The organism is Aeromicrobium choanae (assembly GCF_900167475.1).
GTDB lineage: Bacteria > Actinomycetota > Actinomycetes > Propionibacteriales > Nocardioidaceae > Aeromicrobium > Aeromicrobium choanae.
The window spans coordinates 695,065-718,990 of the sequence record NZ_LT796768.1; the positions used below are offsets into that span (position 1 = coordinate 695,065).

Sequence of the window (23,926 nt, forward strand, 5' to 3'; positions counted from 1 at the left end):
ACTGGGGACGCTCGACGCCAGACTACGCCGTGAGCTCGGTGACCCGCCCGGCCTCGACGTGCCAGCGACGGTCGAGACGCACCGTGCTCAGCATGCGACGGTCGTGGGTCACCAGCAGCAGCGCGCCCTCATACGTCTCGAGCGCCTGCTCCAGCTGCTCGATCGCGGGCAGGTCGAGGTGGTTGGTGGGCTCGTCGAGCACCAGCACGTTGACGCCGCGGCCCTGCAGCAGCGCGAGTCCGGCGCGGGTGCGCTCGCCGGGCGACAGCTCGCCGACGGGTCGGGTCACATGATCGGCCTTCAGCCCGAACTTCGCCAGCAGGGTGCGCACGTCGGCCGGCGACATGTCGGGCACGAGCCTCTCGAACACGTCGGTCAGCGTGGCCGCTCCGGTGAACAACGAGCGCGCCTGGTCCACCTCGCCGATCGCGACGGACGCACCCAGCCCGACCGTTCCGCTCGTCAGCTCCTGCCGACCCAGCAGCGCCCGCAGCAGCGTTGACTTGCCGGCACCGTTCGGGCCGGTGATGCCGATGCGCTCGCCGGCGTTGAGCTGCACCGAGACCGGGCCGAGCGTGAACTCCCCCTGCCGCACCGTGGCGTGGTTGAGCGTGGACACCACGGAACTCGAGCGCGGCGCTGCGCCGATCGTGAACTCCAGCTTCCACTCCTTGCGCGGCTCCTCGACCTCCTCGAGCCGGCTGATGCGGCTCTCCATCTGCCGCACCTTCTGCGCCTGCTTCTCGCTCGACTCCGACGCGGCCTTGCGGCGAATCTTGTCGTTGTCCGGGTTCTTCTTCATCGCATTGCGCACGCCCTGGCTGGACCACTCGCGCTGCACGCGGGCGCGCCCGACCAGGTCTGCCTTCCTGGCCGCGAACTCCTCGTACTCGTCGCGCTGGTGCTGGCGGGCGATCTCGCGTTCCTCCAGGTACGACTCGTAGCCGCCACCGAACACCCGATTCCTGTGCTGGGCGAGGTCGAGCTCGAGGACGCGGGTCACGCAGCGCGCCAGGAACTCGCGGTCGTGGCTCACCAGCACGACGCCGCCGCGCAGGCCCTGCACGAACTTCTCCAGGCGTTCGAGGCCGTCCAGGTCCAGGTCATTCGTGGGCTCGTCGAGCATCACGATGTCGAACCGCGACAGCAGCAGCGCGGCCAGGCCCACGCGCGCGGCCTGGCCGCCGGACAGCGACGTCATCAGGCTGTCGGGCGAGAGCGCACCGGCGTTCGGGTCGGCTGAGTCCTCCAGCACGAGCCCCAACTCGGCGAGCACGGCCGGGAGTCGGTCCTCCAGGTCGGCAGCGCCGCTGGCCATCCAGCGGTCGAGCGCCGCCTGGTAGACGTCGGCGGGGTCGGGCGCGTCAGGAGCGGGAGGTTCGGTGTCGCCCAGCGCCACGGCCGCGGCGTCCATGTCGGTGGTCGCGGCGGCACAGCCGGTGCGGCGCGCGACGAACTGCGCAATCGTCTCGCCCGGGACCCGCTCGTGCTCCTGCAGCAGACTTCCCACGAACGCGTCGGCCGGCGCGAGCTGCACCGTGCCGGCCTGCGGCTCCAGGTCTCCGGCCAGGATGCGCAACAAGGTCGACTTTCCAGCCCCGTTGACACCCACCACGCCGACGACGTCGCCCGGCGCGACCGTCAGGTCGAGGTCGTCGAAGAGCGTCCGGTGCGCGTGGCCACCGGCCAGTCCGGTGGCGACGAGTGTTGCGGTCATGCGGTGTTCCTCTGGAGTCGAGCGGCGTGTGGGCAGCGGTTCCGGACAGTCCAGTTTCTCAGCGGTCGCGCTGCACGCGTCCCTCGTCCCACACGGGCTCCGAGCTCTCGCGCACCACGCCGTCGGCCCCGAAGACCAGGAATCGGTCGAAGGTCTTGGCGAACCAACGGTCGTGGGTCACGGCCAGGACGGTGCCCTCGTATGACTCGAGCGCGGACTGCAGCGCCTCGGCCGACTCCAGGTCGAGGTTGTCGGTGGGCTCGTCGAGCAGCAGCGACGTCGCTCCGCCGAGCTCGAGGCGCAGGATCTGCACCCGCGCCCTCTGCCCTCCCGAGAGCCGCTCGTACGTGGTCTCGGCCTGCTGCTCCAGCTCGTAGCGACGCAGTGACGACATCGCCGGCCCGCGCTGCAGCGCATGCTCGGCCCACAGGATGTCCAGGAGCGTGCGGCCCTCGAGCTCGGGGTAGGCGTGGGTCTGTCCGAAGTGACCCGGCACGACCCTCGCGCCGAGCTTCCACGTACCCGAGTGGTCGACCGGCTGGCCCGCCAGCAGGCGCAGGAAGTGCGACTTGCCCGAGCCGTTCGAGCCGAGCACGGCCACCCGCTCGCCCTGGAACACCTCGAGGTCGAACGGCATCATCAGGCCCGTCAGCTCCAGCTTCTCGATGGTGATCGCCCGCACGCCGGTGCGGCCGCCCTTCAGGCGCATCGTGATGTCCTGATCGCGCGGCGGCTCAGGGGGTGGCCCGATCTCCTCGAACTTCCTCAGCCGGGTCTGCGCCGCGGCGTACCGCGACGCCATCGCATGGCTGACGGCGGCAGCCTGCTGCAGGCTCACCACCAGCTTCCTCAAGCGAGCGTGCTGCTCGTCCCACCGTTTGCGCAGCTCCTCGAACCGCGCGAAGCGCTGCGTGCGGGCCTCGTGGAAGGACGCGAAACCGCCTCCGTGCACCCACACGTCGGCCCCGGCCGGCGACGGCTCGACCGACAGGATCTTGTCAGCGGCCTCCGACAGCAGTTCACGGTCGTGCGAGACCAGCAGCACGGTCTTGCGGGTCTCGCGCAGCTGCTGCTCCAGCCGGCGCTTGGAGGGCACGTCGAGGTAGTTGTCGGGCTCGTCGAGCAGCAGCACCTCGGCCGGCCCGCGCAGCAACGCCTCCAGCACGACCCGCTTCTGCTCGCCGCCCGACAGCGTCACGGCCTCGCGGTCCATGACGGAGTAGTACGAGGCACCCAGTGCTTCGATCGTGCACATGTCCCAGGTGTTCTCGTAGTCGTAGCCGTCGGCCTCGGCCCAGTCCGAGAGCGCTTGGGCGTAGGCCATCTGCGTGGCCTCGTCGTCGTTCGAGGCCAGCGCGGCCTCGGCGGCGTCGACCGCCCGCGCGGCGTTGCGGATCCGGTCGGGCGCCACACTCACCAGCAGGTCACGCACCGTCGACCCGTCACGAACCGTGCCGACGAACTGCGGCATCACGGCCAGGCCACCGGAGACATTCACGGTGCCCGAGTCGGGCCTCAGGGAGCCGTCGATCAGCCTGAGCAGCGTCGACTTGCCGGCCCCGTTCGGGCCGACCAGCGCCACGACGGACCCCTCCCCCACGCGGAACGACACGTCACCGAGCAGCAACCGCCCGTCCGGCAGGACGTATTCCAGGTGTGCGACGTCGACGTGACCCATGACAGAAGCCTGTCAGGCTGGCTCACCCCTCAGCCCACGGGTCCGCGAGCATCAGCTCCGTCATCAGCCGAGGGCGGCTGCCAGAGGTTCTAGACGTTGAAGCGGAACTCCACCACGTCGCCGTCGGCCATGACGTAGTCCTTGCCCTCCATCCGGACCTTGCCGGCGGCCTTGGCGTCGTTCATCGAGCCGGCGGCGACCAGGTCGTCGAAGGACACGATCTCGGCCTTGATGAAGCCCTTTTGGAAGTCGGTGTGGATGACGCCGGCGGCCTCGGGGGCGGTGGCGCCCTTCTTGATCGTCCAGGCGCGCGACTCCTTGGGGCCCGCGGTGAGGTAGGTCTGCAGGCCGAGGGTGTCGAAGCCGACGCGCGCCAGCTGGTCGAGGCCCGGCTCCTCGATGCCGAGGTCGGCGAGCATCTCGGCGCGCATCTGCTCGGCCTCCTCGTCGTCGCCCAGCTCGACCAGCTCGGCCTCGCTCTTGGCGTCGAGGAAGACGGCCTCGGCGGGCGCGACGATCTCGCGCATCTTCGCCTTGAGGTCCTCGTCGGACAGCTCGTCGATGTCGCAGTTGAACACGTAGAGGAAGCGCTTCGCGGTGAGCAGGTGCAGGTCGCGCAGGGCCTCGAGGTCGAGTCCGGCGTTGCGCACGCCGGTGCCGGCCTCGAGGGCCTCCTTGGCCTTCTTCGCCTCCTCGAACTGCGCCACGAGGGACTTGTCCTTGCGCGACTCCTTGTCGAGGCGCGGCAGCGCCTTGTCGACGGTCTGGAGGTCGGCCAGGATCAGCTCGATCGCGATCGTCTCGATGTCGCTCGCGGGGTTCACGTCGCCGTCGACGTGCGTGACGTCCTCGTCGCGGAACACGCGGGTCACCTGGCAGATCGCGTCGGAGTCGCGGATGTGGGACAGGAACTTGTTGCCCATGCCCTCGCCCTCGGACGCACCGCGCACGATGCCGGCGATGTCCACGAACTCGACCGTGGCCGGCAGGATCCGCTCGGAGCCGAAGATCTCGGCCAGCTTCTCCAGGCGGGAGTCGGGGACGCCGACCACTCCGACGTTCGGCTCGATCGTCGCGAACGGGTAGTTCGCCGCGAGGACGTCGTTCTTGGTCAGGGCGTTGAAGAGCGTCGACTTGCCGGCGTTGGGAAGTCCGACGATTCCGATGGTGAGGGCCACGGGGAACCAGCCTACTGCCGCGAGTCCAAGGCGGAGGAATCCCCATGTCGCTCAGGTGTAACTCCGTGATACCTTTCGCGTGACCAGCGTCACATTACTTGGGAGTACCCCGTGTTCCGTTCCGCAAGATTCCTCGGCCTCGCAGCCGCCGGCGCCCTCGTCGCCGGCCTCGCCGCGGCCCCGCAGGCCACCGCCGCGCCCACCTTCTACGACCCGCCCTCGGACCTCCCGGCCGGCAAGGGCACGGTCATCCGCACCGAGCCGATGAAGCTCGCGCTGACCTTCAACGGCCTCTACCTCCCGGGCAAGGCCACGCGGATCATGTACACCTCCACCGACGAGGCCGGCGCGCCCGCCGCCGTGAGCGGCGCGTACATCGAGCCGACGAAGAAGTGGACCGGCACCGGCCCCCGCCCGCTCGTCGCGGTCGCCGCCGGCACCCAGGGCCAGGGCGACGCGTGCGCGCCCTCCAAGTCGCTGGAGACCTTCCTCAACGTCGAGGGCGACGAGTTCGGCATCGGCTACGAGATCCCGAGCATCCACGACTTCCTCAACCGCGGCATGGCCGTCGTGCTGACCGACTACATCGGCCTGGGCACCACCGACCGCGTGCACACCTACACGAACCGCCTCGACATGGGTCAGGCCCTGCTCGACGCCGCCCGCGCCGCGCTGAAGCTGCCCGACACGTCGGTCACGACGTCCTCGCCGATCGGCCTCTACGGCTACTCCCAGGGTGGCGGCGCGGCCGGCTCCGCGGCCGAGCTCGCTCCCACCTACGCTCCCGAGCTGAACCTCAAGGGCGCCTACGCCGGAGCTCCCCCGGCGAACCTGGTCGAGGTGCTGAAGTCCGCTGACGGCACCGACCTCACGGGCGTCATCGCGTACGCGATCAACGGCATCACGCCCTACCACCCCGAGCTGCAGGGTGCGCTCGACACGCTCGCGACGCCGGCCGGCAAGGAGGCGCTGGAGAAGGTCAAGACCCAGTGCATCGGCGGCACGCTGTTCTCGTACGGGTTCCAGAAGACCTCGAAGTGGACCACCACGGGCCAGTCGCTCTACGACATCCTCAAGGCCGACCCCGCCCTGCGCGCCCCGGTCGACGCCCAGCGCATCGGCCGGCTCAAGCCCAACGTGCCGGTGCAGGTGCTGACGGGCACCAAGGACGACATCGTCGACCACGCGCAGGCCAAGCAACTGGCGAAGGACTGGTGCGCGAAGGGCGTGAACGTCACCTACACCCCCGTGGTGCAGCTCGTCGGCACCGGCGGCACGGCCCTCAACCACCTCGGTCCGGCGATCACCCGCCTGGGTCAGACCCACGACTGGCTCGCCGACCGTCTGACGGGCAAGACCGTGAGGTCGAACTGCAGCTCCCTGTGGCTGCTGCCCTGACGGCAGCCCGATGAGCCGACCGGGCGATGATCGAGTCGTGGAGAGCGACCCGATCATCGCCCGGCTGCGCGCAGCGGGCTGTGTGTTCGCCGAGCGCGAGGCCGCCTTCGTGCGCCGCCACCTCGTCGATCCCGGTGACGTCGAGCGCGCGGTCACGGCCCGCGTCGCCGGCGTCCCGCTCGAGCAGGCCGTGGGCGTGGCCGAGTTCGACGGCGTCACCGTCGCGGTCGCCGAGGGGGTGTTCGTCCCGCGCCGCCGGGCCGAGGCGATCCCCGAGGCGGCAGCCGCCCACCGGCCCGACGCCCGCATCGTCGTCGACCTCGGCTGCGGATCCGGGGCGCTGGCCGCGGCGATGACCCGCCTGCTGCCTGCCACCCAGGTCCACGCCGTCGACCTCGACCCCACCGCGGTGGTGGTCGCCCGCGCCAACGGCCGACGGTTCGGCTTCACCGCCCACCACGGCTCCTGGTGGGCCGGGCTCCCGCGCAGCCTGCGCGGACGGGTCGACCTCGCGGTCGGCTACCTCCCCCACGTCCCGAGCGCCCGCGTCGACGGCATCCACCCCGACTTCCGCGCCCACGAGCCGCGATCGACCGTGGACGGCGGCGGGGACGGCCTCGACCACCTCCGCGCCGTCGTCGCGCCGCTCGCCGCCTGGCTCGCGCCCGGCGGCGCCTTCGTCACCCTGCTGTCGGTCGAGCAGGCCGCGCACGTCCCCGGCCGCATCGCGTGGCAGGACGACGAGGACGCCGTGCTGGTCCTCGATCCGGAGTCGGTGGGATCATGGCTGGCGTGACCGTCATCAAGATCAACGCCATCACCGTGCCCACGTCCGCCGGCGACGAGCTCGCCCACCGCTTCGCCAAGCGCGCCGGAGCCGTCGACGGACAGGAGGGCTTCGAGGGGTTCGAGCTCCTCAAGCCCACCGACGACCGCGAGCAGTGGCTCGTCGTCACCCGCTGGCGCGACGAGGAGTCGTTCCAGGCGTGGCTGAGCTCGCCCGCGTTCGGCCACGGGCACCGCTCGGAGTCCGAGCGGTCCGGCGGCGAGGCCCCGAAGCCGGTGTCCACCCACAGCGAGGTCTGGAGCTACGAGGTGGCCGACCTCTCGCAGGGCTGAGCCCTCACGACTCGCGCAGGGCGTCGAGGACCTTCTGGACCCGGCGCTCCCGCGTGTCGTCCTTCTTCGCCTCGGCGACCGAGAGGGCGAGCTCCTTGCGGCGCGAGTAGGCCAGCGCCTCGAAGGCCTCGCGCAGCCCCGCGGCGGCGAGCGCCTCCGCGAGCACGTCAGGCACGTCCACCTCGCGGGGCGCGTCGTCCAGCTCGATCCGCACGTCCACCTCGTCACCGATCTGCACGCCCAGCGCCTCGCGCTTGGCCCTGCTGAGGCCGATCAGGTTCTCGTCGCCCATCCGTGCGAGTCGCGCCGGCTCGGTGACCGAGCCGATCGTGATCCGCACGGGGAACGACTTCCCGGCGCCGAACGAGGCCACCTGCTCGTCGGTGAGGATCACGGCCGCCGCGGGCCCGCGGGGCTCCAGCGTCGTGCTGATCGCGAGTGTCATCTTCGGCATGGTGCCTCCTGGGTGGGCTGGTGCCTCGATCGTTCCGCGCGGCACCGCGCGGTGTCCACCCTCCGTCCCCACGAGCCGGAACTGTCGGTGCTCCTCGCCACCATGGCCGCATGGCCACCTTCCCCAGCCTGACCGCGCTGCTCGTCCTGCTCCTGGTCGCCGGCCTCGCCGGTGCGCTCGGCTACCTCCTCGGCACCCGCACGCGCACCGCGTCGGCGCACGACGTCGAGATCGCCACCGCCGCCACCTCCCGCGCCGTCGCGCCCGTCCGCGAGAGCCTCGACCGCTTCGACTCGCGCCTGCGCGACCTCGAGTCCAGCCGCATCGAGTGGCACGCCCAGCTGCGCGAGCAGGTCGAGTCGGTGCGCGTCACGGGCGAGGCACTGCGCCGCGAGACCGCCTCGCTGTCCACGGCCCTGCGCCGGCCCGAGGTGCGGGGCCGCTGGGGCGAGATGCACCTGCGTCGCACCGCCGAGCTCGCCGGCATGACGCAGCACTGCGACTTCGACCTGCAGGTCACCACCGATGACGGCCGCCTCCGGCCCGACATGGTCGTCCGGCTGGTCGGCGGACGCGACATCGTCGTCGACGCGAAGGTCCCGCTCGACGCCTTCCTCGACGCCACCGCCAGCGACGATCCCGACGTCCGCGAGGCCCACCTCGACCGGCACGCCCGCCAGCTGCGCGCCCACGTCGACCAGCTCGCGGCCAAGTCCTACTGGCGTCAGTTCGACGCGGCGCCCCAGTTCGTGGTGCTGTTCGTGCCCGGCGAGTCCTTCCTCTCGGCGGCCCTCGAGGCTGACACGGGGCTGCTGGAGCACGCCGCCGAGCGGCAGGTCGTGCTGGCCTCGCCCACCACGCTCGTGGCCCTGCTGCGCACGGTCGCCCTGGCGTGGACGCAGGAGTCGCTCGCCGAGAACGCCCGCGAGATCCACCGCGTCGCCAGCGAGCTCTACGAGCGGCTGGGCACCGTCGCCGGGCACGTCGACAAGCTGGGCTCCTCGCTCGAGCGCGCCGTGCGGTCGTACAACGACACGGTCGCCTCGGTGGAGTCCCGCCTGCTCGTCAGCGCCCGCCGGCTGCACGACCTGAAGGTCGACGACGCCCCGCCGTTCCACCCGCGTGTGATCGAGGCGACACCCCGCGTCATGACGGCGCCCGAGCTGCTCGATGAACTAAGTTCATGACCATGAGCTCGCCGGCAGCCGGCGCCGTCATGGCCCTGGCCAGGACTCCGGCCGCGGCCTCCAGGTACGACCTGACGCCGCGTGCCACGGTCGTCTGCGCCGTGCTCACCCTCGCCGCCGTCACCGGGCTCGACCTCATCGACGGGCGCCTCGGCCCTGCCTTCGCCGTCGGCTTCGTCCTGGTGGTCCTCACCGCCGCGGCCGCGGTGCAGGAGCGCGGGCTGTTCACCGTCGGCGTCCTGCCGCCGGTGCTGCTGGTCGGCGCCCTGCTGCTGCTCGCCTCCACCGTCCCCGACGCGATCGTGATCGAGGGGCTGCCCGAGGCCACCGGCGTGTTCGGCCTGACGCTGAACGCCACGATCGCCCACGGCGTGCCCCTGTTGATCGGGCACGCCCTAGCCATCGCGGTGATCGTGGCGCGGATCCTCAGCGCCCGGCGCTGATCCCTCTCGCTCCGCCGCCCGACACCCGGCGGGCGACCCACACTCCGACGAACATCAGCGCGGTGAAGATCGCGATGAGGACGAACGCCGTGGGGACCAGGTTCCCGGGCCGACCGCCCTTCGACAGCAGGATGATCGTCGCGGCCACCGTGGCCGCCGACGCCACCAGCGGCGTCCACGTGTCGGCGCGACCCGCCCACCCGTGAACGACCGCGCTGACCAGCACCGGAACGCCGGCGACCATGCCGGACATCAGCAGCGTGAGGAAGAGCAGGCCGGACTCGGGATCATCGGACTCGTCGATGAGGATCGGCAGGTACAGCAGCACTCCCGCGGCCACCACGCACGAGATCACCTTGGTCAGCAGCAGCGTCTGCTCGCGGCGCATGGAACTCCCCTTCGCTCGGTACCGGCTCGCCTCTCCCCGAGGCGGCCCCCACCCTACGACCCGGTTGCCCGGCTGCCGGACCAGACCTACCGTGGCAGGACGACCACTTTCCCGGGGGGAAATCATGCTCGTTCGCCGTTCCGTCGCCGCCCTGTCGGCCCTCACCCTGGCCGCCGGCGCGGTGGCCCTGCAGTCTCCCGCCCAGGCCCGCGGGGGTCACCACCCCGATCGCCCCACCGCGGCCGGCCCGACGGCCCACGGCTACGGCGGTGCCGTCAGCTCGGTCGATCGTGACGCCAGCCAGGTCGGACTCTCCGTCCTGAAGTCCGGCGGCAACGCGGCCGACGCCGCGGTGGCCACCGCCGCCGCACTCGGGGTCACCGAGCCCTACAGCGCCGGCGTCGGCGGAGGCGGCTACTTCGTGTTCCGCGACGGACGCACCGGCAAGGTCTCGACGATCGACGGCCGCGAGACCGCTCCCGCGGGCGTCACCCCCACCACGTTCTACGACCCGGCCACCAACCAGCCGCGCCCGTTCGCCGACCTGGTCTCCTCGGGCGTCTCCGTCGGCGTCCCCGGCACCGTGGCCACGTGGGACAAGGCGACCCGGCTGTTCGGCAAGCGCTCCCTCAAGCGGAACCTCGCGCCGGCCACGTCGCTGGCCGCCCGCGGCTTCACGGTCGACCAGACGTTCCAGAACCAGACCAAGGACAACGCGACGCGCTTCGCTGCATTCCCGGAGACCGCGCGGCTGTTCCTGCCGGGTGGCCAGCTGCCGGTCGTGGGCTCACGCTTCCGCAACCCTGATCTCGCGCGGACCTACTCCCTCATCGCGCGGCGCGGGCCGCAGGCGTTCTACCGCGGCGCGCTCGCCGAGGACATCGCCCGGACCGTCCAGGCTCCGCCCAAGAGCCCCGACACCACGCTGCCGGTGCCGCCCGGGTCGATGACCACGCGCGACCTCGCCGGCTACTCCGTACGCCTGCAGAAGCCCACGAAGGTGAACTACCGGGGGTACGACGTCTACGGGATGGCGCCCTCGTCGTCCGGCGGCATCGCCGTCGGTGAGGCGCTCAACATCCTGGAGAACCACCGTCTCGGCGGCGGCTCCCGGATCGGCCAGAGCCTGCACCTCTACCTCGAGGCGTCGGCACGGGCCTTCGCCGACCGTGCCGCCTACCTCGGCGACCCGGCGTTCGTCGACGTGCCCACGCGCACGCTGCTGAGCCAGCGGTTCGCCGACTCGCGCGACTGCACGATCGATCCGAACCAGGCGTCCACCCGTCCGGTCCCGGCGGGCGCGCTCGACGGCTCCGGCTGCGCCACGGCGTCCTTCGAGGAGATGCGCGACACCGAGAACGTCTCCACCACGCACCTCTCCGTGGTCGACCGGTGGGGCAACGCGGTGGCGTACACGCTCACGATCGAGCAGACCGGCGGATCGGGCATCACCGTCCCCGGTCGCGGGTTCCTGCTGAACAACGAGCTCACCGACTTCAGCACCACGTACGTCGCGATCGACCCGAACCGGATCGAGCCGGGCAAGCGCCCTCGCTCCTCGATGTCGCCCACGATCGTGACGAAGAACGGCCAGGTGCGGTTCGTGGTGGGCTCGCCCGGCGGCGCCACGATCATCACGACCGTGCTGCAGATCCTGATGAACCGGATCGACCTCGGCATGACCCTGCCCGAGGCGGTCGCGGCTCCGAGGGCGTCGCAGCGCAATGCGGCCACGACCCCGGCCGAGCCGGCGTTCATCGAGCAGTACGAGGACGACCTCGCGCCGTTCGGTCAGCGGCTCGTGCCCTCAGGTGACACGTTCACGTCGGCCGCGGAGATCGGCGCGGCAGCCACGATCGAGGTGGATCGCCGAGGCCTCATCACCGCGGCGGCCGAGCCGCAGCGCCGCGGGGGCGGCACGGCCCTGGTGGTGAAGCCGGTCCGTCGTCGCTGACGCTCAGGCCTGCGCCGCGGCCTTCATGTCGCGGCGCAGCTCGGGCGGCAGCGCGAAGATGAGCGACTCGTCGGCGGTGCGGACGGCCCTGGCGTTGCCGATGCCGCGATCGCCGAGGTAGCCGAGCACGTCCTGCACGAGGTCGTCGGGGACGGACGCGCCGGAGGTGACGCCCACCGTGCTGACGCCCTCGAGCCACGCCTCGTCGATCTCGGTGATGTCGTCGATGCGGTAGGACGCCTTGGCGCCGGCCTCGAGGGCGACCTCGACGAGGCGCACCGAGTTCGAGGAGTTCGCCGAGCCCACGACGATCACCAGATCGGCGTCCTTGGCGATCTCCTTCACCGCGACCTGGCGGTTCTGGGTGGCGTAGCAGATGTCGTCGCTGGGCGGATCCTCCAGCTGCGGGAACTTCTCGCGCAGCCGGCGGACGGTCTCCATGGTCTCGTCGACGCTCAGGGTGGTCTGGCTCAGCCAGCTCAGCCGGGTGCCCTCGGGGAACTCCAGCGCGGCCACGTCGTCGGGGTGCTCGACCAGGGTGATGTGCTCGGGGGCCTCGCCCGCGGTGCCCTCGACCTCCTCGTGACCGGCGTGGCCGATCAGCAGGATGCGGTAGCCGTCGGAGGCGAAGCGGCGTGCCTCGTGGTGCACCTTGGTCACCAGCGGGCAGGTGGCGTCGATCGTCTTGAGGCTGCGCTCGGACGCCTCGGCGTGGACGGCCGGCGAGACACCGTGGGCGCTGAAGACGACCGTGGCGCCGTGCGGCACCTCGTCGAGCTCCTCCACGAAGATCGCGCCGCGCGCCGCAAGGTCGTTGACCACGTGCTTGTTGTGCACGATCTGCTTGCGGACGTAGACCGGGGCGCCGTAGAGGTCGAGCGCCTTCTCGACGGTGATGACCGCTCGGTCGACGCCCGCGCAGTAACCGCGCGGGTCGGCCAACAGAACCTGGCCCGACGTTCCGGGCATGCCGAGATTGACCTGAGTGGACATGACGCCCAGCCTACCGACCCGCCGATGACGACCGCAGCGTCGGCGCCGCCTCATAGGGTGGGCGCATGGCCCTGGAGACGAGCGCGGACAACCCGGCTCCCCTGCGCTCCATCTCGTTGGCGCTGCAAGGCTGGATCGCGCGCCTCGGCGCGGTGTGGGTCGAGGCCGAGGTCGTGCAGCCGAAGCTGAGCGGCAACACGTACTACCTCACCCTGCGCGACCTCACGGCCACGATGAGCATCAGCGCCATCGCGTTCCGCGGCGTGATCGAGTCCAGCGCCACCCCCGTCACCGACGGCACCCGCGTGATCGTGCACGCCAAGCCGGAGTTCTACTCCCCGAACGGCCGCCTCTCGCTCAAGGTGCTGGAGATCCGCCCCACCGGCGAGGGCGAGCTGCTCGCGCAGCTCGAGCGGCGCCGTCAGCTGCTGGCCGCCGAGGGCCTGTTCGAGGCCCGTTGGAAGCGCCCGCTGCCGCTGCTGCCGCGCTCCATCGGGCTGGTCACCGGCAAGGGCTCGGCCGCCGAGCGCGACGTCCTGCAGAACGTGCACGACCGCTGGCCGGGCGCCTCGATCGTGGTGCGCCACGCACTGATGCAGGGGTCGCAGTCGGCGATGGCCGTCATCGGGGCCCTGCGCGAGCTCGACGCGGCCGAGCACGTCGACGTCATCGTCATCGCCCGCGGCGGAGGCTCGCTCGAGGACCTGCTCCCGTTCTCCGACGAGGCGCTCGTGCGGGCCGTCCACGGCGCCACCACTCCCGTCGTCAGCGCGATCGGGCACGAGCCCGACGTCCCCCTGCTCGACCTCGTCGCCGACCTGCGCGCCTCCACGCCCACCGACGCCGCGAAGCGCGTCGTGCCCCACGTGGGCGACGAGCTGGCCGGGCTGGCCGCCACGCGCGAACGAGCCAGGCAGGCGGTCTCCGCGCACCTGCACCGTGAGGCGGCGGGGCTCGCCGCCCTGCGCAGCCGTCCCGTGCTCCGCTCCCCCGCGGCCTTCGTCGACGCCCAGCAGGACGTGGTCTCCGCCCAGCGCGAGCGTGCCCGGCTGGCGATGCGCGCCCGGCTGAACCGGGCCCACGACGAGGTCGGCCACCACCTGGCCCGCGTCCGCGCCCTCTCGCCCCTGGCCACGATGCAGCGCGGCTACGCCGTCGCGCTCGACCCGTCGGGCCGTGCGGTCACGTCCATGGAGTCGCTCACCCCCGGCGACGACCTCGTCCTCCACCTCACCGACGGTCACGCCACCGTCCGCGTCACCGACCTGCAGGAGCACCCGCATGAGTGAACCCACGCCCACCGACCCGTCCGAGCTCTCGTACGAGCAGGCCCGCGACGAGCTGGTCTCGATCGTCCAGCGTCTCGAGACCGGGGGCACCACCCTCGAGGAGTCGCTGGCGCTGTGGGAGCGCGGCGAGGCGCTCGCGGAGGCGTGCCAGCGCTGGCTCGACGGCGCGCGCGCCCGGGTGGAGCCGGGTCAGGACGCGAAGGGCTCCAGCGACGCCACGTAGTCCTCCACCACGGGGCGCTCGGCACCGCTGGTCACCACCACGAGGTCCGTGCCCACCACCGCGCCGAAGGTGACGGCGTCGTCGGGGCCGGAGAACACCTGCCACGTGGTGCCGGCGATCTTCTGCTCGCCGTCGGGCTTGCTGCCGGCCGCGCGGTCCTCCACGAGCCGGGGCAGGTCGTCGGCCTCGCCGATCCGCTGCGTCAGGCCCACGTACTCGCCCTCGTCCGTGACCACGTTCAGCTGCCAGCGGTCGTCGATGAGCTCCGCCCGCGTGGCGCGCCAACGCTCGGGCAGCTCAGTGGGCACGAGGGGCACGAACCCGGCGCGCACCTCCACGCCCGACGCGGCACCGCGCCAGTCGACCTCGGAGGTGGGGTTGTCGGGCGTCTCGGTGAACAGCCGCCCGACCAGCCACAGGCCCAGCACGATGGCACCGAGCACGAGCACCGAGCGCACCACGTCGCCCATCGCCGGATTGCCGCGCGAATACCCGCTCATCGTGCTCCTGTCGTGCCGGAAGGACCGTTCGGTCGCGCTGGCCAGCCTAGCCTTCGAGCCCGATAGGATGACCGCGTGGACCGACTGAAGCCCGCTGAGGCCGCCCCCGACCGCAACCTCGCCCTGGACCTCGTCCGGGTGACCGAAGCCGGGGCCATGGCCGCCGGCCGTTGGGTCGGGCGAGGCGACAAGAACGGAGCCGACGGGGTCGCGGTCAACGCGATGCGGTCGATGATCAACACCGTCGAGATGGACGGCGTCGTGGTGATCGGCGAGGGCGAGAAGGACGACGCGCCCATGCTCTACAACGGCGAGCGCGTCGGCGACGGCACGGGCCCGGAATGCGACGTCGCGGTCGACCCGATCGACGGCACCACCCTCACGGCCAAGAGCCTGCCCAACGCCATCTCGGTCATGGCCGTCGCGCCGCGCGGCTCGATGTACGACCCCTCCGCCGTCTTCTACATGGAGAAGCTCATCGCCGGCCCCGAGGCCGCCGACAAGGTCGACATCCGCCTGCCCGCCGCGGAGAACATCCGCATCGTCGCCAAGGCCAAGGGCCTCGACGTGGAGGACGTCACGGTCTGCGTGCTCGACCGCCCCCGCCACGACGCGCTCGTCCAGGAGATCCGCGAGACCGGCGCGCGCATCAAGTTCATCGTCGACGGCGACATCGCCGGCGGCATCACGGCCGCCCGGCCCGGCTCCGGCGTCGATCTGCTGCTGGGCATCGGCGGCACCCCCGAGGGCATCATCACCGCGGTCGCGATGAAGTGCCTCGGCGGCGTCATCCAGGGCCGCCTCACCCCCGTGGACGACGAGGAGCGCCAGCGCGCCATCGACGCCGGCCACGACCTCGATCGGATCCTGTCCACCGAGGACCTCGTCACCGCCGACGACTGCTTCTTCGTGGCCACCGGCATCACCACGGGCAACCTGCTGCGTGGCGTGCGCTACGGCGCCGGCAGCGCCACCACCGAGTCCATCGTCATGCGGTCCCGCTCGGGCACGATCCGCACGATCCGCAGCGAGCACCGCCTGCAGAAGCTGATGGCCTTCTCCTCCATCGACTACGAGCACTGAGCCGATGGGTCCCGGGCCGGCGCGCGAGGAGTCCGTCGCGGTCTCCGAGGAGTCGTTCGCGCACCTGCCCAGCGGACTCGACCTGTGCCACCAGACCTTCGGGCACCCCGAGGACGAGCCGGTCCTGCTGGTCATGGGCCTCGGCGGCCCGATGACGTGGTGGCCCGAGGCGTTCTGCGTGCAGCTCGCCGCCCGCGGCTTCCACGTGATCCGGTTCGACAACCGCGACACCGGCCGCTCCACCAAGCTGCGCCACCACCGGGTGTCCCGGACCGACATCGTCAAGGCCTACCTCGGCCGCGGCTCGGCTCCGTACGGACTCGACGACCTCGCCGACGACGCCGCGGCGCTGCTGGACCACCTGGGCATCGACTCGGCCCACGTCGTGGGCGTCTCGATGGGCGGCATGATCGCGCAGACCCTCGCCGTGGAGCATGCCGACCGCGTCCGCTCGCTCACGTCGATCATGTCCACCACGGGTCGCCGTCGGGTCGGTTGGATCCACCCGCTCGTCATGCGCACGATGCTCGCGCCGGCCGGCCGCACCCGTCCCGAGTACGCCGAGCTCTCGGTCAGGAACGGCAAGGCCGTGGCCTCGCCCGCGTTCCCGACCCCCGACGACGTGGCCCACGCCCGCGCCCTGGAGACCTACGACCGGGGCTGGATCGCCAGCGGCGTCTCGCGCCACATGCTCGCCGTGCTCACCCAGCCCGACCGCACCGAGCGCCTCGGCGCGGTCACGGTGCCCACCCAGGTGATCCACGGCTCGAAGGACCTGCTCGTGCACCGCTCGGGCGGCCGGGCCACCGCCGCGGCCATCGACGGCGCCGAGCTGCTCGAGATCGCCGGCATGGGCCACGACCTGCCGGCCCAGCTGTACGGGACCTTCGTCGACGCCATCGCGGCCACCGCCGCCCGCGCCCGCTGAGCCCCCGACCTCTCCTCGTCGTGACGAGGTCGGCCCACTAAGGTGCGAGGCATGACCGACAACACTCAGTGGCGCATCGAGCACGACACCATGGGCGAGGTCAAGGTCCCCGCCGACGCCCTCTATCGCGCCCAGACGCAGCGCGCCGTCGAGAACTTCCCGATCTCCGGAACGCCCATCGAGTCGGCGCAGATCCGCGCGCTGGCCCAGATCAAGGCCGCCTGCGCGACCGCGAACGCCGAGCTCGGCATCCTCGACCAGGCGATGGCCGACGCGATCGTCGCCGCCGCCGACGAGGTCGCCACCGGCGCCCACGACGCGCACTTCCCGATCGACGTCTTCCAGACCGGCTCGGGCACGTCGAGCAACATGAACACGAACGAGGTCATCGCGACCCTCGCGACGAGGAACTCGGGCATCGAGGTCCACCCGAACGACCACGTCAACGCCTCGCAGTCGAGCAACGACGTGTTCCCCACGTCCATCCACGTCGCCGCGACCGAGTCGGCCCTCACGGTGCTCATCCCCGCGCTCGACCACCTCGCGAAGAGCCTCGAGGCCAAGGCCACCGAGTTCGCCGAGGTCGTCAAGTCCGGCCGCACGCACCTCATGGACGCCACGCCGGTCACCCTCGGCCAGGAGTTCGCCGGGTACGCCGCGCAGATCCGCCGCGGCATCGAGCGCGTCGAGGCCTCGCTGCCCCGCACCGCCGAGGTCCCCCTCGGCGGCACCGCCGTGGGCACGGGCATCAACACCCCGAAGGGCTTCCCGCAGCGCGTCATCGAGATCCTCGCCGAGCGCACCGGCCTGCCCCTGACCGAGGCGCGCGACCACTTCGAGGCGCAGGGCGCCCGCGACGGCCTGGTCGAGATGTCGGGTCAGCTGCGCACGATCGCGGTGAGCCTGGTCAAGATCAACAACGACCTGCGCTGGATGGGCTCGGGCCCTCGCACGGGTCTCGGCGAGATCCACCTGCCCGACCTGCAGCCCGGCTCGAGCATCATGCCGGGCAAGGTCAACCCGGTGCTGCCCGAGGCCACGCTCATGGTGTGCGCCCAGGTCATCGGCAACGACGCCGCGATCGCGTTCGCCGGTGCCTCGGGCTCGTTCGAGCTCAACGTGATGCTGCCGGTGATCGGCCGCAACATCCTGGAGTCGATGCGCCTGCTGGCCAACGCCTCCACCACGCTGGCCGACCGCTGCATCGACGGCATCACCGCCGACGTCGAGCGCTGCCTCGAGCTGGCCGAGTCGAGCCCGTCGGTCGTGACGCCGCTCAACCGCCACATCGGCTACGAGAACGCCGCCGCGATCGCCAAGAAGTCGGTCAAGGAGCGCAAGACGATCCGCCAGGTCGTGATCGAGGAGGGCTACGTCGAGCGCGGCGACCTCAGCGAGGCCGACCTCGACGCCGCCCTCGACGTCATGAGCATGACTCACCCGTGACGGCCTGAGCCCGACAACGCCGCCTGCTCCTGCTGGAGCGGGCGGCGTTCGTCGTTCGTGGGCGTGATCTCGATATCTCGCTGCGCTCGCCAGCTACTCGATCACCGGGTGATCGAGTAGCTCGCGAGGAACGAGCGGCGTATCGAGACCACTGCCGGGGACGGGCCTCAGCCGACCTTGCGGGCGACGACGTAGTTGTCGCGCTCGAAGACGACCTCGTACGAGGCGCCGTGCTCGGCGCCGTGCTGGATCGGGTCGGTCTGGGTGAGGTTGCGGTCGAAGATGATGTAGTCGGGCACGACGTCGCCGATCGTGCCGAGCCAGTAGGCCTCGTCGTGGCTGCCGGTGAGGTACTTCAGGACCGCGATGTCGGTCTCGACGACGGCGTCCTCGGGGATCGTGCGGATCGCCTCCTGCATCGCCTCGCGGCGCGGCGACGCCTCCCACGTCTCGGGCTCGAGCAGCTTGACCACGGGCCCGCCGGCCAGCAGGTATCCGCTGACCGCGGCGCCCAGCACGACGCCCGGCCACTCCAGCCGGGGGCGCTTGCCGATCGCGTCGATCATCGCGACGAACACGATGGGCATGATGACGATCGAGTAGTGCCACTCGGTGCCCCAGTAGTACTCGACGTCGCCGAGGAATCGCCACAGGAACGTGGGCGCCGCGACCACGGCCCACGGCGACCACAGCGCCGCGAAGCCCGTGACGCCGAAGGTCAGCAGCAGCGTCAGCAGCTTGCGGTCGGCCTCGGTGGTGAGCGTCTCCCAGACCCCCACCTCGCCGCCCAGGTTTCCGGTGTAGTCGTAGCCGCCGCCGGTGTTGAAGGCCGGGATGATCACCCACACGACCAGCACGAGCGCGACGGCGCCGCCCAGGGCGAGCAGCAGTCCGCGCCTCCGCTCGCCGGCGAGCCACAGGGCCACACCCACGGCGGCGACCGTGACGCCCATGTCCTCCTTGACCAGCAGCAGCGGCAGCGACCACCAGATGACGGCGCTGTACCGCTGCTCCACGAACGCCACGCCCGCCATCGCCAGGATCGGCACCGCGAACGCGACCTCGTGGAAGTCGGCCACCACGGCGTTGCCGAAGCCGAAGGCCAGCCCGTACATCAGCGCGATGGTCCAACCGACGCGGGTGCCGAGCCGGTCGACCGCGAGGCGCGTGATCGGCACCACCGACAGGCCGATCAGCAGTCCTTGCGCGACGAGCAGTGTCTGGCCGTACGGGAACAGCCAGTACGCCGGCGCGAGCAGGGCGTCGATCGGCGAGAAGTGGTCGCCCAGGATGTTGTAGCCCGGGCCCTTCACCGGCACGATCGGCGCCTCGAACCGCGAGTAGGCCTTGACGGCCTGCTCGAAGATCGCGTTGTCCCACGAGTTCACGGTCAGGCGCCGCCACGACAGCAGCGAGACCAGGCTGTAGAGCAGGCCGACGACCGCGGCCCACGCCCAAGGCATCCATCGGTTCACGCTCGACACCGTACCGGTCGGTAACCCTTGGTTGCGGCTCGTTCGCCGTCCGTCTCGCCAGCGGGGGCTCCTGAGTGCTCCCGTGACACGTGGGACGTATCGTCGGGGCCATGAGCCGGACCCGGATGATCACGATGGCGCTGGCCTCGCTGCTGGCCCTGGCGCTGCTCGCGCTCGTCATCGTGGTGAACGTCCGCTCGGCGCCCGAGACCACTGCCCCGGAGGCCACCGAGGAGGCCACCGGCGAACAGCCGCAGGTGGCGGTCGACGGAGTCGCCACCATGCGGCTCACCGTCCCCACCGACGACTTCGCCACCGAGCCCGCGGCCCCGTGCAGCGACCTCGTCACGAGCACCGACGACCCCCAGTCCGTCGAGCTGGCCGTCACCGGCGCCGACGGCGCCGTGCAGGGACTCGACGCCGAGGTCCGGGTCTCCCCCACGGCCAACCCGTTCAACGGCCTCAAGCGCCCCTACACCCTCGAGCTGGCCGACCCCGCCTCCGTGCTCGGGCTCCCCGCCTCGCGCGACTGGGCGCTGCTCGACGAGTTCGCCGACCGGTCCCTTCTGCGCACGACCTCCGCGATGGAGATCGCCCGGCGCCTGGGGATCGACTGGGTGCCGCGGCTCGTCCCGGCGAACCTCGAGATCAACGGCACGCCCTGCGGTCTCTACTCGTTCGGCGAGCTCCCCACCGCGCAGGAGGGTCGCGCCGATCTCGCCGACGACGACGTCCTGCTGCTGGCCGACGCGCGTGACCTCGAGGGTCCGCGCTTCCGCACCGAGCGGGGCCTGCAGGTCCACGTCGTCGAGCCGGAGGCAGCCGACCCGCAGGACGTCGCCGCCGAATTCCAGGCCGTCGAGGACCTGCTCTACGACCCGGCCTTCCCCGACAACGGCTACCGCGACCGCATCGACGTCGACTCGTTCGTGGACTGGTACCTGCTGAACGAGGTGACCAAGAACCTGGGCAGCCCGCTCTACGACGACGTGTACTTCGTGCTGCGCGGCGACGGCACCCTGGCGATGGGGCCGCCGTGGGACTTCTCGGCCTCGCAGGGCAACCGCAGGAACGGGTCGTGGCGCCTCGACCATCCGAAGGGATGGTGGCTCCAGCGGTCCTGGTACGCCATCAGCGACGACCCCGCGTGGCGTCGCGCGTTCTCGCCCACGCAGGTCTGGAACGAGCGCGAGGGTCACTACTTCAACGTGCTGATGTCCGATCCCGACTTCGCCGGCCGGGTGGCGCAGCGGTGGTCCGAGGTCTCCGACGACCTGTCCACCATCGGCGACTTCGTCGACGAGCGCGCGACCGTGATCGCCGACGACGCGGTCGACAACTTCAGCCCGCCGGAGGTCGACGGGCCCGGTCTGCCCGTGGCCGCCGGTGCCCTCGACGACGACCCCGAGGTGTACGTGTTCGCCAACTCCGACCCGGCCGTCGACGTACGCGAGGGCTGGCGGAACGAGGTCGACCTGCTGCGACGCTGGCTGGAGCGCCGGGTCGCGTGGCTCGACGGGGAGTTCGCGGAGCAGGCTCCCTCAGGACGCTGAGTCGTCCTGCTCGGGCAGGCCCACGTCGACCGCCTGCTGGTCGGCGATCGACCGCGCCGCCCGGACCAGGGCGGCGTTGTCCGGGGTGACCGAGCCGTCCGGCAGCCGCAGGGTGTCCTCCAGCCCGATGCGGGCCTGCAGGCCGAGCCGCAGGGCATGTCGCAGCGCCGGCCAGGCGGAGTGCGCCTCGCCGTGCAGGAGCACCGGAATGTCGGGCGCGACCGCGCGCACCCGGTCGAGCATCTCCTGGGCGAGGATGACGACCTGCGCGTCGCCGATCCCCTCGGGCAGCTCGAGCAGGACCCGCACGGCATGGTCACGCAGGGGCGACACGGCCCACTCCCGGACGTCCTCGACCGTCCACAGGCCGGCCTCGACGGCGATGCCTCGCTCGAGCAGCGCCGCGGTCACCGCCTCGGACCCCGACTCGTGCCAGTTGACCGAGGCCAGGTCGGGCAGGACGCTCCAGCGGCGGACCGCCGCCACCCGTGCGGCGGGGTCGCGCAGCGCCCACGCGCCGGTGGTGACGCCGATCGGCCTCGAGGGGAGGACGAACCGGGCCGCGGTGATCACCGCGTCGACGGCATCGGGATCGAGGGTGTCGAGACCGTCGACGTCCTTGGGGTGCAGGTGGACGCCGTCGGCTCCGGCACGCAGCACCGCCGCGATGTCCGAGGCGATCTCGACCGGCGTGACGGGAAGTGCCGGATGAGCGGCGGGTGGACGCGCGCCGTTGATGCAGGCCTGGATCAACGGCGGGCCCATGGGGTCACAACCCCGGGAACCACAGGCTCGTCTCGCGCGCCGCGGACTCCTCGGAGTCCGACGCGTGCACGAGGTTCTCGCGGTTCGACAGCGACAGGTCGCCCCGGATCGTGCCGGGCGCCGCCTTGCGGCCGTCGGTGACGCCGTTGAGGGCACGCACGACCTCGATCGCCTCGTCGCCCTCGAGCACGAGGGCCACGAGGGGCCCGGAGACCGCGAAGTCCCGCAGCGGCGGGTACCAGGGCTGCTCGGTGTGCTCGGCGTAGTGGGCGTCGGCCATCTCGGCGTCGATCGCCCGGTGCTCCATCGCCACGATGCGCAGTCCCTTGGCCTCGTACCGTGAGAGCACGGCCCCCACGAGGCCCCGGGCCACGGCATCGGGTTTGATGAGAACAAGCGTGCGCTGCGTCATGTGCCCAACCTATCCTCCGCGCTCGCCAAGGAGTTCCCATGGTCGACAGCACCCACACCACCACCCCCGCCTGGTGGCGGGACGCCGTGATCTACCAGGTCTACCCCCGCTCGTGGGCGGACTCCGACGGCGACGGCATCGGCGACCTGCCGGGCATCACGGCACGCCTGGACCACCTCGTCGCGCTCGGCGTCGACGCCGTCTGGCTGTCGCCGTTCTACACGAGCCCGCAGAACGATGCCGGCTACGACGTGGCCGACTACCGCGACGTCGATCCGCTGTTCGGCACGCTCGCCGACTTCGACGCGCTGGCCGCCCGCGCCCACGACCTGGGCCTGCGCGTCATCGTCGACCTGGTCCCCAACCACTCGTCCGACCAGCACGCCTGGTTCCAGGCGGCGCTGGCAGCCGAGCCCGGCAGCCCCGAGCGCGCGCGCTACATCTTCCACGACGGCCTCGGCGAGAACGGCGACCTCCCGCCGAACAACTGGGAGAGCAACTTCGGCGGCCCGGCCTGGACCCGCCTGCAGAAGCCCGACGGCACGCCCGGCCAGTGGTACCTGCACCTGTTCGACCCGAGCCAGCCCGACTTCGACTGGAACAACCCCGAGGTCCAGGAGGAGTTCCGCTCGATCCTGCGCTTCTGGCTCGACCGCGGCGTCGACGGCTTCCGCATCGACGTGGCCCACGGCCTGCACAAGGAGCCCGGCCTGCCGGACGCGCCGGAGGACTACGACCTCGCGAACCACCCGACCTCGGCTCAGCCCATGTGGGACAAGCCCGCGGTCCACGAGGTGTACCGCGACTGGCGCCGCCTCGTCGACGAGTACCGCGTCGAGGGCCAGGACGCCGACCGCATCCTGGTGGCCGAGGCGTGGGTCGTCCCGCCCGAGTCGCTGGCGAAGTACGTCCGGCCGGACGAGCTGCACCAGTCGTTCAACTTCGGCTACCTCATGACTCCGTGGAGGGCGCAGCACCAGCGAGAGGCCATCACCTCCGCGCTCGAGGCCACCGCGGCCGTCGGCGCGCCTCAGACGTGGGTGCTGTCGAACCACGACGTGCCGCGTCACGCGTCACGACTCTCGTACGACATCGAGCGCGCGACCCGCGTGCTGGGCATCGGTCCCGACGATCCGCAGCCCGACGCCGAGCTCGGCCTGCGCCGCGCGCGGGCCGCCACGGGAGTCATGCTCGCGCTGCCGGGATCGGCCTACCTCTACCAGGGCGAGGAGCTCGGCCTGCCCGAGGCCACGACCCTGCCCGACGACGTCCGCCAGGACCCGACCTTCGTGCGCACGAACGGCAAGGACGTCGGCCGCGACGGCTGCCGCGTTCCCGTGCCGTGGCACGCCGACCAGCCCGCGTTCGGGTTCTCCCCCTCCGGCCGCAGCTGGCTGCCGCAGCCGGAGGTCTACGGCGACCTCGCGCCCAACCGCCAGGACGGCGTCGCGGGCAGCACGCTGGAGTTCTACCGGCGCCTGCTCACCGTGCGCCGCAAGTACGGCCTCGGGCGTGGCGAGCTGCACTGGCAGGAGGGCTCCGACGACCTCCTGGCGTTCACGGTGGCCGGCTCCGGCGGTCGCCGGGTGCAGGTGGTGACGAACTTCGGCGAGGCGCCGCTCGACCTGCCCCACGGCGAGCTGCTCGCGGTGAGCGGTCCCCTCGACGGGCACCGCCTGCCGACGGACACCACGGCCTGGATCGCGCCCGGCTGACCTCCGCCCCGTACGCCGACTTGCGGCG

The 23,926-nt window shown here is 71.7% G+C and carries 23 protein-coding genes; 13 read left to right on the forward strand and 10 right to left on the reverse strand.

The features are described 5' to 3' along the window. Window positions 1-22: 22 nt before the first annotated feature. The 3 genes from B5D60_RS17270 to ychF all read right to left on the reverse strand — a co-directional run bounded on the left by B5D60_RS17270 (window position 23) and on the right by ychF (window position 4,573). Entirely contained in the window at window positions 23-1,717 is a 1,695-nt protein-coding gene (locus B5D60_RS17270; RefSeq protein WP_078698843.1) for an ABC-F family ATP-binding cassette domain-containing protein, read from the reverse strand. Between the two features lie 58 nt (window positions 1,718-1,775). Then, complete coding sequence (locus tag B5D60_RS03385; protein ID WP_078698844.1) at window positions 1,776-3,395, reverse strand: ABC-F family ATP-binding cassette domain-containing protein; 1,620 nt, start codon at window positions 3,393-3,395, stop codon at window positions 1,776-1,778. An 89-nt stretch (window positions 3,396-3,484) separates the two neighbouring features. Next, entirely contained in the window at window positions 3,485-4,573 is a 1,089-nt protein-coding gene (gene ychF, locus B5D60_RS03390) for a redox-regulated ATPase YchF (protein WP_078698845.1), read from the reverse strand. A 111-nt stretch (window positions 4,574-4,684) separates the two neighbouring features. Between ychF and B5D60_RS03395 the strand changes: the two genes are divergently transcribed. The 3 genes from B5D60_RS03395 to B5D60_RS03405 are packed head-to-tail and all read left to right on the forward strand — an operon-like array spanning window position 4,685 to window position 7,090. After that, window positions 4,685-5,971 carry a lipase family protein gene (locus B5D60_RS03395; RefSeq protein WP_078698846.1) on the forward strand — a complete coding sequence of 429 codons (1,287 nt, stop codon included), beginning with the start codon at window positions 4,685-4,687 and terminating at the stop codon, window positions 5,969-5,971. Window positions 5,972-6,008: 37 nt separating this feature from the next. Further along, window positions 6,009-6,767, forward strand: coding sequence for a 50S ribosomal protein L11 methyltransferase (locus B5D60_RS03400; protein ID WP_172806246.1), 759 nt, complete (start codon window positions 6,009-6,011; stop codon window positions 6,765-6,767). Further along, window positions 6,755-7,090: an antibiotic biosynthesis monooxygenase family protein gene (locus B5D60_RS03405; RefSeq protein WP_194956247.1), complete on the forward strand. Its 336-nt coding sequence runs from the start codon at window positions 6,755-6,757 to the stop codon at window positions 7,088-7,090. The genes B5D60_RS03400 and B5D60_RS03405 overlap by 13 nt, the downstream gene beginning before the upstream one ends. Window positions 7,091-7,094: 4 nt before the next feature. On the opposite strand, the gene B5D60_RS03410 is transcribed toward B5D60_RS03405, so the two are convergent. Further along, the gene (locus B5D60_RS03410; RefSeq protein WP_197684387.1) at window positions 7,095-7,544 is read right to left on the reverse strand and encodes a YdeI/OmpD-associated family protein; all 450 of its coding nucleotides are present in this window, start codon (window positions 7,542-7,544) and stop codon (window positions 7,095-7,097) included. Between the two features lie 110 nt (window positions 7,545-7,654). Between B5D60_RS03410 and B5D60_RS03415 the strand changes: the two genes are divergently transcribed. Then, entirely contained in the window at window positions 7,655-8,731 is a 1,077-nt protein-coding gene (locus tag B5D60_RS03415; RefSeq protein ID WP_078698848.1) for a DNA recombination protein RmuC, read from the forward strand. A gap of 2 nt (window positions 8,732-8,733) precedes the next feature. Continuing rightward, on the forward strand, window positions 8,734-9,174 hold the full coding sequence (locus tag B5D60_RS03420; protein WP_078698849.1) for a DUF6542 domain-containing protein: 441 nt from the start codon (window positions 8,734-8,736) through the stop codon (window positions 9,172-9,174). Here the strand turns inward: B5D60_RS03420 and B5D60_RS03425 are convergent. Further along, window positions 9,158-9,562, reverse strand: a complete 405-nt coding sequence (locus B5D60_RS03425; protein ID WP_078698850.1) for a hypothetical protein — start codon at window positions 9,560-9,562, stop codon at window positions 9,158-9,160. The two genes, B5D60_RS03420 and B5D60_RS03425, sit on opposite strands and share 17 nt — an antisense overlap. 124 nt (window positions 9,563-9,686) lie before the next feature. On the opposite strand from B5D60_RS03425, the gene ggt reads away from it, so the two are divergent. Next, on the forward strand, window positions 9,687-11,516 hold the full coding sequence (gene ggt, locus B5D60_RS03430) for a gamma-glutamyltransferase (RefSeq protein ID WP_078698851.1): 1,830 nt from the start codon (window positions 9,687-9,689) through the stop codon (window positions 11,514-11,516). Window positions 11,517-11,519: 3 nt separating this feature from the next. On the opposite strand, the gene B5D60_RS03435 is transcribed toward ggt, so the two are convergent. Continuing rightward, a complete protein-coding gene (locus tag B5D60_RS03435) occupies window positions 11,520-12,509 on the reverse strand; it encodes a 4-hydroxy-3-methylbut-2-enyl diphosphate reductase (RefSeq protein ID WP_078698852.1) in 990 nt (329 codons plus the stop codon). Window positions 12,510-12,574: 65 nt separating this feature from the next. Between B5D60_RS03435 and xseA the strand changes: the two genes are divergently transcribed. Further along, a complete protein-coding gene (xseA, locus tag B5D60_RS03440) occupies window positions 12,575-13,798 on the forward strand; it encodes an exodeoxyribonuclease VII large subunit (RefSeq protein ID WP_078698853.1) in 1,224 nt (407 codons plus the stop codon). After that, entirely contained in the window at window positions 13,791-14,021 is a 231-nt protein-coding gene (locus tag B5D60_RS03445; protein ID WP_078698854.1) for an exodeoxyribonuclease VII small subunit, read from the forward strand. Before xseA ends, B5D60_RS03445 begins: the two co-directional genes overlap by 8 nt. Here the strand turns inward: B5D60_RS03445 and B5D60_RS03450 are convergent. Beyond that, on the reverse strand, window positions 13,988-14,521 hold the full coding sequence (locus tag B5D60_RS03450; protein ID WP_078698855.1) for a DUF4245 domain-containing protein: 534 nt from the start codon (window positions 14,519-14,521) through the stop codon (window positions 13,988-13,990). The genes B5D60_RS03445 and B5D60_RS03450 overlap by 34 nt on opposite strands. 75 nt (window positions 14,522-14,596) lie before the next feature. Between B5D60_RS03450 and glpX the strand changes: the two genes are divergently transcribed. The 3 genes from glpX to B5D60_RS03465 are packed head-to-tail and all read left to right on the forward strand — an operon-like array spanning window position 14,597 to window position 17,978. Next, window positions 14,597-15,604 (forward strand): class II fructose-bisphosphatase, encoded by a 1,008-nt coding sequence (gene glpX / locus B5D60_RS03455; protein WP_078698856.1) that lies wholly within the window; start codon window positions 14,597-14,599, stop codon window positions 15,602-15,604. A gap of 4 nt (window positions 15,605-15,608) precedes the next feature. Beyond that, window positions 15,609-16,532, forward strand: a complete 924-nt coding sequence (locus tag B5D60_RS03460; protein WP_078698857.1) for an alpha/beta fold hydrolase — start codon at window positions 15,609-15,611, stop codon at window positions 16,530-16,532. A 51-nt stretch (window positions 16,533-16,583) separates the two neighbouring features. Beyond that, window positions 16,584-17,978, forward strand: coding sequence for a class II fumarate hydratase (locus tag B5D60_RS03465; RefSeq protein ID WP_078698858.1), 1,395 nt, complete (start codon window positions 16,584-16,586; stop codon window positions 17,976-17,978). A gap of 167 nt (window positions 17,979-18,145) precedes the next feature. On the opposite strand, the gene B5D60_RS03470 is transcribed toward B5D60_RS03465, so the two are convergent. Beyond that, a complete protein-coding gene (locus B5D60_RS03470) occupies window positions 18,146-19,453 on the reverse strand; it encodes a DUF2079 domain-containing protein (protein ID WP_153302861.1) in 1,308 nt (435 codons plus the stop codon). A gap of 110 nt (window positions 19,454-19,563) precedes the next feature. On the opposite strand from B5D60_RS03470, the gene B5D60_RS03475 reads away from it, so the two are divergent. Further along, a complete protein-coding gene (locus B5D60_RS03475) occupies window positions 19,564-21,006 on the forward strand; it encodes a CotH kinase family protein (RefSeq protein ID WP_078698860.1) in 1,443 nt (480 codons plus the stop codon). Here B5D60_RS03475 and B5D60_RS03480 read toward each other — a convergent pair. Together B5D60_RS03480 and ndk are read right to left on the reverse strand one after the other, a co-directional pair. Further along, window positions 20,995-21,771, reverse strand: coding sequence for a 3-keto-5-aminohexanoate cleavage protein (locus B5D60_RS03480; protein ID WP_078698861.1), 777 nt, complete (start codon window positions 21,769-21,771; stop codon window positions 20,995-20,997). The two genes, B5D60_RS03475 and B5D60_RS03480, sit on opposite strands and share 12 nt — an antisense overlap. A gap of 4 nt (window positions 21,772-21,775) precedes the next feature. Beyond that, window positions 21,776-22,183: a nucleoside-diphosphate kinase gene (ndk, locus tag B5D60_RS03485; RefSeq protein WP_078698862.1), complete on the reverse strand. Its 408-nt coding sequence runs from the start codon at window positions 22,181-22,183 to the stop codon at window positions 21,776-21,778. 38 nt (window positions 22,184-22,221) lie between these two features. On the opposite strand from ndk, the gene B5D60_RS03490 reads away from it, so the two are divergent. After that, entirely contained in the window at window positions 22,222-23,898 is a 1,677-nt protein-coding gene (locus B5D60_RS03490) for a glycoside hydrolase family 13 protein (RefSeq protein WP_078698863.1), read from the forward strand. The last annotated feature ends 28 nt before the right edge of the window (window positions 23,899-23,926 follow it).

Coding starts and splice junctions, on each gene's coding strand:
- B5D60_RS17270 (WP_078698843.1), bottom strand. CDS start 1,717: ATGACCGCAACACTCGTCGCCACCGGACTGGCCGGTGGCCACGCGCAC.
- B5D60_RS03385 (WP_078698844.1), bottom strand. CDS start 3,395: ATGGGTCACGTCGACGTCGCACACCTGGAATACGTCCTGCCGGACGGG.
- B5D60_RS03405 (WP_194956247.1), top strand. CDS start 6,755: ATGGCTGGCGTGACCGTCATCAAGATCAACGCCATCACCGTGCCCACG.
- B5D60_RS03410 (WP_197684387.1), bottom strand. CDS start 7,544: ATGCCGAAGATGACACTCGCGATCAGCACGACGCTGGAGCCCCGCGGG.
- B5D60_RS03415 (WP_078698848.1), top strand. CDS start 7,655: ATGGCCACCTTCCCCAGCCTGACCGCGCTGCTCGTCCTGCTCCTGGTC.
- B5D60_RS03420 (WP_078698849.1), top strand. CDS start 8,734: ATGAGCTCGCCGGCAGCCGGCGCCGTCATGGCCCTGGCCAGGACTCCG.
- B5D60_RS03425 (WP_078698850.1), bottom strand. CDS start 9,562: ATGCGCCGCGAGCAGACGCTGCTGCTGACCAAGGTGATCTCGTGCGTG.
- ggt (WP_078698851.1), top strand. CDS start 9,687: ATGCTCGTTCGCCGTTCCGTCGCCGCCCTGTCGGCCCTCACCCTGGCC.
- B5D60_RS03435 (WP_078698852.1), bottom strand. CDS start 12,509: ATGTCCACTCAGGTCAATCTCGGCATGCCCGGAACGTCGGGCCAGGTT.
- xseA (WP_078698853.1), top strand. CDS start 12,575: ATGGCCCTGGAGACGAGCGCGGACAACCCGGCTCCCCTGCGCTCCATC.
- B5D60_RS03445 (WP_078698854.1), top strand. CDS start 13,791: ATGAGTGAACCCACGCCCACCGACCCGTCCGAGCTCTCGTACGAGCAG.
- B5D60_RS03450 (WP_078698855.1), bottom strand. CDS start 14,521: ATGAGCGGGTATTCGCGCGGCAATCCGGCGATGGGCGACGTGGTGCGC.
- B5D60_RS03460 (WP_078698857.1), top strand. CDS start 15,609: ATGGGTCCCGGGCCGGCGCGCGAGGAGTCCGTCGCGGTCTCCGAGGAG.
- B5D60_RS03465 (WP_078698858.1), top strand. CDS start 16,584: ATGACCGACAACACTCAGTGGCGCATCGAGCACGACACCATGGGCGAG.
- B5D60_RS03475 (WP_078698860.1), top strand. CDS start 19,564: ATGAGCCGGACCCGGATGATCACGATGGCGCTGGCCTCGCTGCTGGCC.
- B5D60_RS03480 (WP_078698861.1), bottom strand. CDS start 21,771: ATGGGCCCGCCGTTGATCCAGGCCTGCATCAACGGCGCGCGTCCACCC.
- ndk (WP_078698862.1), bottom strand. CDS start 22,183: ATGACGCAGCGCACGCTTGTTCTCATCAAACCCGATGCCGTGGCCCGG.
- B5D60_RS03490 (WP_078698863.1), top strand. CDS start 22,222: ATGGTCGACAGCACCCACACCACCACCCCCGCCTGGTGGCGGGACGCC.